Annotated in this window: 4 protein-coding genes; 2 read left to right on the top strand and 2 right to left on the bottom strand. The window is 62.6% G+C overall.

Annotated elements, in window-relative coordinates:
• Window positions 1-402: 402 nt before the first annotated feature.
• A complete protein-coding gene (locus tag WCB02_RS19450) occupies window positions 403-684 on the bottom strand; it encodes a dodecin family protein (protein WP_423960520.1) in 282 nt (93 codons plus the stop codon).
• 337 nt (window positions 685-1,021) lie between these two features.
• Here WCB02_RS19450 and WCB02_RS19445 point away from each other — a divergent pair, with 337 nt between their 5' ends.
• Window positions 1,022-1,864, top strand: coding sequence for an outer membrane protein (locus WCB02_RS19445; protein ID WP_423960517.1), 843 nt, complete (start codon window positions 1,022-1,024; stop codon window positions 1,862-1,864).
• Between the two features lie 82 nt (window positions 1,865-1,946).
• Here WCB02_RS19445 and WCB02_RS19440 read toward each other — a convergent pair whose 3' ends face one another.
• On the bottom strand, window positions 1,947-3,674 hold the full coding sequence (locus WCB02_RS19440; RefSeq protein WP_423960514.1) for a methyl-accepting chemotaxis protein: 1,728 nt from the start codon (window positions 3,672-3,674) through the stop codon (window positions 1,947-1,949).
• Window positions 3,675-4,327: 653 nt separating this feature from the next.
• Between WCB02_RS19440 and WCB02_RS19435 the strand changes: the two genes are divergently transcribed.
• The gene (locus WCB02_RS19435; protein ID WP_423960512.1) at window positions 4,328-4,510 is read left to right on the top strand and encodes a hypothetical protein; all 183 of its coding nucleotides are present in this window, start codon (window positions 4,328-4,330) and stop codon (window positions 4,508-4,510) included.
• Window positions 4,511-5,200: the final 690 nt, after the last annotated feature.

Below are 5,200 nucleotides of genomic sequence, written 5' to 3'. Positions count from 1 at the left end.
CCAGACGGCGCTCGCTTGCCCGGAACGACATCGCGTGATCCGTCATCGCGAGGCGCGTGTTCGCGTATGCGCCGAAGCAATCCGGAGTCCCGCGTTCGACCCTGGATTGCCTCGCCTCGCTCGCAATGACGAGAGGAAACATTTGTCGTCGTCGCTGAAGGCTTGAGGAACATGCATCCGCGTTCCGCACGCCCCTCGCGCCCGAGGTCTGTCCATCTCACCACCCTCAAAAACAACAGAGGGCGCAGGGAACGCCGGGCGCCGCCGCACCCATGGGCCATCTGCAAACAACAGCCGGCAGCCGCCACGGGTCTGGCCGCAACATCCGTCCTTCCCCGCGCAAGGGCTTAACGGGAGACAGGTTTCTTCACCAATCCGGCCGCAAGGCGAGGCGACCTGAGCTCACGTGCCTTCGAACTTGAACGACACGTTGAGCTTGGCCCGGTAGGCCTCGACTTTTCCCTTGGCGTCCAATTGCATGTCGAGTGTCACGACCTCGGCGACACGAAGATCCCGGAGTGTTTTTGCGGCCTGCTCGACCGCGTTGGCGGCGGCCTTTTCCCAGGACTCGCTGCTGGCACCGATCAGTTCAATGACCTTGTAGACGCTGTCGGACATCTCGTCCTCCTGTTCGGTATGAAGCAGGAAGCAGGTGCTCCCTGCCGGCGGCGAACTTAGCATCATGATCTCGATCCCAAAAGATCACGGTTTCGCGGCGGCAGCCGAGCGATGGCGGCGGCGCCGGGCGATGAACTGCTCCCCACCTCATCGGTTTGCGAAGTTCTGGCAGGACCAGGGCGAGCATCACGCCAGCATCGTCGAGGTCAAGCGCAACCCCTTCGGGATGCCGCCACGGCGCACACGCCTAGCGCGATTACTGGTTGAGTAGTGGAACGATCCGCTCGCAACGGCATACACACGCAATGCGCGATTGTTTCTGGCTGTATCCGACGCGCTACATCCCGGTCGATGGTGTCGTGATAGGGCCTATGCCAAATTTTTGTTGGTGGAGTTGATAGAGATGAAGCATCTTCTGATTGCCCTCGCGGTTTCGCTCGTGGGCGCTACAGCCGCTCAGGCGGCTGATCTCGCCGCGCGCACCTACACCAAAGCGCCGCCGCTTGCCGCGGCTTACGATTGGACTGGGTTTTATGTCGGCGGCAACGTCGGCTACGGCTGGGGTGAGAACACCGACCCCAGTTTGACGGTCGTCAATCCAGGGGGCGCGGGAAATATCGGCCCGTTCCTGACAACTGGACTCCCCGGATTCCCGAGCGGAAATCTGTTTCCGAACCTCAAGCCGTCTGGCGCCTTTGGCGGTGGACAGTTTGGTTATGACAAGCAATTCGGGACCTGGGTGCTCGGCGTTGTGACCGATATTCAGGCGTCCGATTTCAAGGCGAGCGGGCAGATTACCACGCCAACAGCGACGTGCTGCAACGTGAACGAGAGCCTGTCGGCGAAGACCGACTGGTTCGGCACGGCTCGTGCCAAGGCCGGCTTCGCTGCGAATGACTGGTTATTCTACGGCACCGGCGGTCTTGCCTATGGCGATGTCAAGAGCACCATTGGCTTTGCCTGTACGCCCGGCGGTGTCGCGTGCAGTGGCGTCGCTTTCGCCGGCAACACATCGGAGGTTCGGGTCGGCTGGGCCGCAGGTGCCGGTATCTCGAAGGCATGGGGTAACTGGAACGTTGGGGTCGAGTATCTCCATATCGATCTTGGCCGTTCGTCAGTGACTGCATTCTCTACCAACGGAGCCTTCACGACGACAACGATCGCAGAAAGCCAGCGATTCGCCGAAGACATGGTTCGACTGACCGTCAACTATAAATGGGGCGGTCCCGTCGTCGCCAGATATTGATTGATACGCGAGCCGCAAGGCAAAGAGTGATCGATCAAGTCAAAACCGAAGTGACTCCTCTCACCAGGCGAGACGCGGCCGATCAGGCCGCGCGGATGTTGCCGAGGAACCGATCGACGTCGGCGCGCAAGGTCGACGCCTGCTGGCTCAACTGATCGGCCGAGGCCAGCACGTCATTCGAGGCCGATCCGGTCTTTTCAGCCGCGTTGTTGACGGCTGCAATGTTGCTGGAGACCTGGCCCGTTCCGACGGCCGCTTCCTGCACGTTGCGGGCGATCTCGCGGGTCGCCGAGCCCTGCTGTTCGACCGCAGTCGAGATGGCCGACGTGATCTCGTTGATGGCGCCGATGGTGCGGCCAATGCCCTCGATCGCCTGCACCGCCTCCGTCGTCGCGTTCTGCATGGCGCCGACCTGCGCCGATATTTCGTCGGTCGCTTTCGCGGTCTGGCTGGCCAGCGATTTGACCTCATTGGCGACGACGGCAAAGCCCCTGCCCGCCTCGCCGGCGCGTGCCGCCTCGATCGTGGCGTTGAGCGCCAGAAGATTCGTCTGGCTGGCGATATCGCTGATCAGCCTGACGACGTCGCCGATCTTTTGCGCCGCCGCCGAAAGGCCCTGGACGGTGACGTTGGTGCGATTGGCTTCGGCGACCGCCTGGCCTGCGATTTCCGTCGATCCGGTGACCTGCCGGCCGATTTCCGACACCGAGGACGACAGTTCCTCGGTCGCGGCGGCAACGGTCTGCACATTGGCCGACGCCCGCTCGGCCACTGTTGCGACGGACGTCGCCTGATGGCTGACCTCGCTTGCGGTCGAGGACATGCTTTTCGAGGTGGCCTGCATCTTGGAGGCGGCGCCAGCCAGATTATCCAGCGACGCGCGAACGCCGCGTTCGAACTCGTCCGCCATCCGCACCAGAAGCTGTTTGCGCTCGGAGTCCGCGCGCGCCTTCAGGCCATCCTGCTCGCCGCGAAGCCGCTCGGCCTCGATCATGTTGTCCTTGAAGACCTGCACAGACTGCGCCATGGCTCCGACCTCGTCCCGGCGCTCGAGCGCGGGGATGGACGTCGATGTATCGCCCTGGGCGATGCTGCGCATCGCCATGATCATCGCATTGATCGGATTGACGATGCTGCGGCTGAGCAGGACAAACATGCCGCCGACCACGAGCAGCGCGAGGGCGACCATCGTCGCCATGTTGCGGGCCTGTTCCCAGAAGATCGCACTGACGTCGTCGAGATAGATGCCTGCGCCAATGACCCAGCCGAAGGGTTTGTAGCCAACCGAATAGGTGATTTTCGGGATCGGATCCCCGCCTGACGCGCGCGGAAAGCGGAAAGTCGTGAAGCCGCCGCCCTTGGGGGCGAGTTCGATCTGCTGGCGCACGAAAAAGACGCCATCGGAGTCCGCGACGTTGATCAGGTTCTTGCCCTCGACATTGGGATTCGGGTTCGATACCGCGACCCCCTGGGCATCGATGGCGTAGACATAGTCGTCCTTTCCGAAGCGCAGGCCATGCAGCAGCGCCTTGCCCCGCTCCATCGCGGCGGCCTCGGAAAGTCCGGCCTGGCGGGCCGCCTGGTGGTCGTAGTCGAGCGCCTCGCCGGCCACCCGGACGATATCCTGAAGCTTGGCTCTGCGATCTTCCATCAGATTGCTCCACAGCGCCGACAGGCCCAGGCCCGACACCGCGGCTATGCCCAGAATGGAAAGGCCAATCATCATCAAGAGCTTGTAGGAAATTCGGAGGTTGCCGAGCATCGCGCGCACCTGGTTGCCGAAAACGCCATTGGGTGGGAACCGGATCACTGCGGAGCGGTCCTGCGAGAATCATGGTTAGCGGAAATGAATGAAACAGCTGCTAACGCAGCCAAGGTGGCGCGTGACGGTGCAGCAGCCGCGCCTGTTCGAATCCGAAGTCGACCTAAGCACCAACCGAGCCAACACGCCGCCGCCGGATACCTCCGGCGCCGCGCTACGGTGACCGTCCAGTCAAGTCGCTGTGCCCATCGAGATCAATCAAGTGCAGCGTCACCGTAATTCGTCACCGTAATTCAGACAGCAGCACGCGAATTGGCACACCTCCGCCGAAGTGCTGACGGAGGCCGCCGAAGGTCGCGGCCTCCTCGCTTTCGCCGATGTCGCAATGAGGCAAGCATCGAGCCATGGGAAAGCCGCACCAATTCCGGAGCCTCGCCGCAAAGCGGTCAAGAAGCATGGAGCCGTTCGATGAAAGACGACAAAGCCAGCGAGGCCGTGCACCGGGCCTTACTCGCTCCTGCCATGTTTCCCGCTCGATCAAGAGGCAGTGAACCATCGTTTGGTCAATGTAGGGACGCGATTGCGGTGGACGATCGGGAAGTGGTCATCCCTCATATGGGCCGTCTTGGCGGTCGCGGAATATGGTAAGGCAACCAATGACAAAGGATCGTCAAGCGGCCCGCACAATGGGCTCCGCGGAAATGGGGCTGTTCTCCGAACAGGTGAAGGCCCGCGCGCAATGGCGGACGAAAGCACCATCGCTGGGTCTCGACGATGCCGGCGTGGATGATGACGGTGGCAACCTCTCTGGTGATGCCCGCGACCAAGGGTGCGAACGCCCCGTCGTCGCTCTTGATCACCCGCTGCTCGATCTCGTTCGCTGAAATCCTCTCGCCACTGGCCTGCGGGCTCAGGTCGTAGCCGCGATCTGCAAGCAGCTCCGGCAGGCGTGATAGTCGCAGGCATTGAATTTCCAGCCGGCATTCGCCTTTGCCGAATCCAGGGCCGGAGCTCGGTGAAGGACGGCGTCATCGTATTTCCCATGGCGGCGCCAAACACTTGTCCCGTTCCTGGGCAGGCAGAAGGTCGACCTTGAGGTCGCGCAATCCCGTGCCAGCGACGAACCTGGAGAAGCCGCAGCGCTCGTGCGGCTGCCAGCGCCGCGTCGTGACGGGTCTCCCGGGCAGGCGTGCCCGTCTGCATGCATCGGGCATGGGATGGTCCTTGCTAACAGAACGTGCCGCTGAAAATGCTCGGCATAAAACCATGCTGCGAAGGCAGCGGCGGCCCGTTCGCCCCGTGCTCGAAACAGCACCTTGCTGCCCTCCCGATACATCGGCGGCGGTGGCAGGGAAGATAGATTGTGCCGCCACGCGCGAATATCGGCAAGCAGATTTGGCTCGACGAGGCGCTGCGCCATGAACTCCAGGTGTAATTGAAGGAAGGCGCTCAGGACGTCCGTCCAGAAGCCGTCTGCCGCAGCGGCTCGCCGGGCCTCGATGTCTCGAAGCGTTTCGCGCCCTTCGTCACGGCGGAGCGCGCTGCATGCTCCACGCTCTTCCAGCCCAACTGGT

The sequence above is a fragment of the Bradyrhizobium sp. genome, from assembly GCF_049581145.1.
In the GTDB taxonomy this organism is placed as follows: domain Bacteria; phylum Pseudomonadota; class Alphaproteobacteria; order Rhizobiales; family Xanthobacteraceae; genus Bradyrhizobium.
The sequence above is the reverse complement of the archived record's forward strand: the minus strand, read 5'-3'. Positions and strand labels throughout refer to the sequence as shown.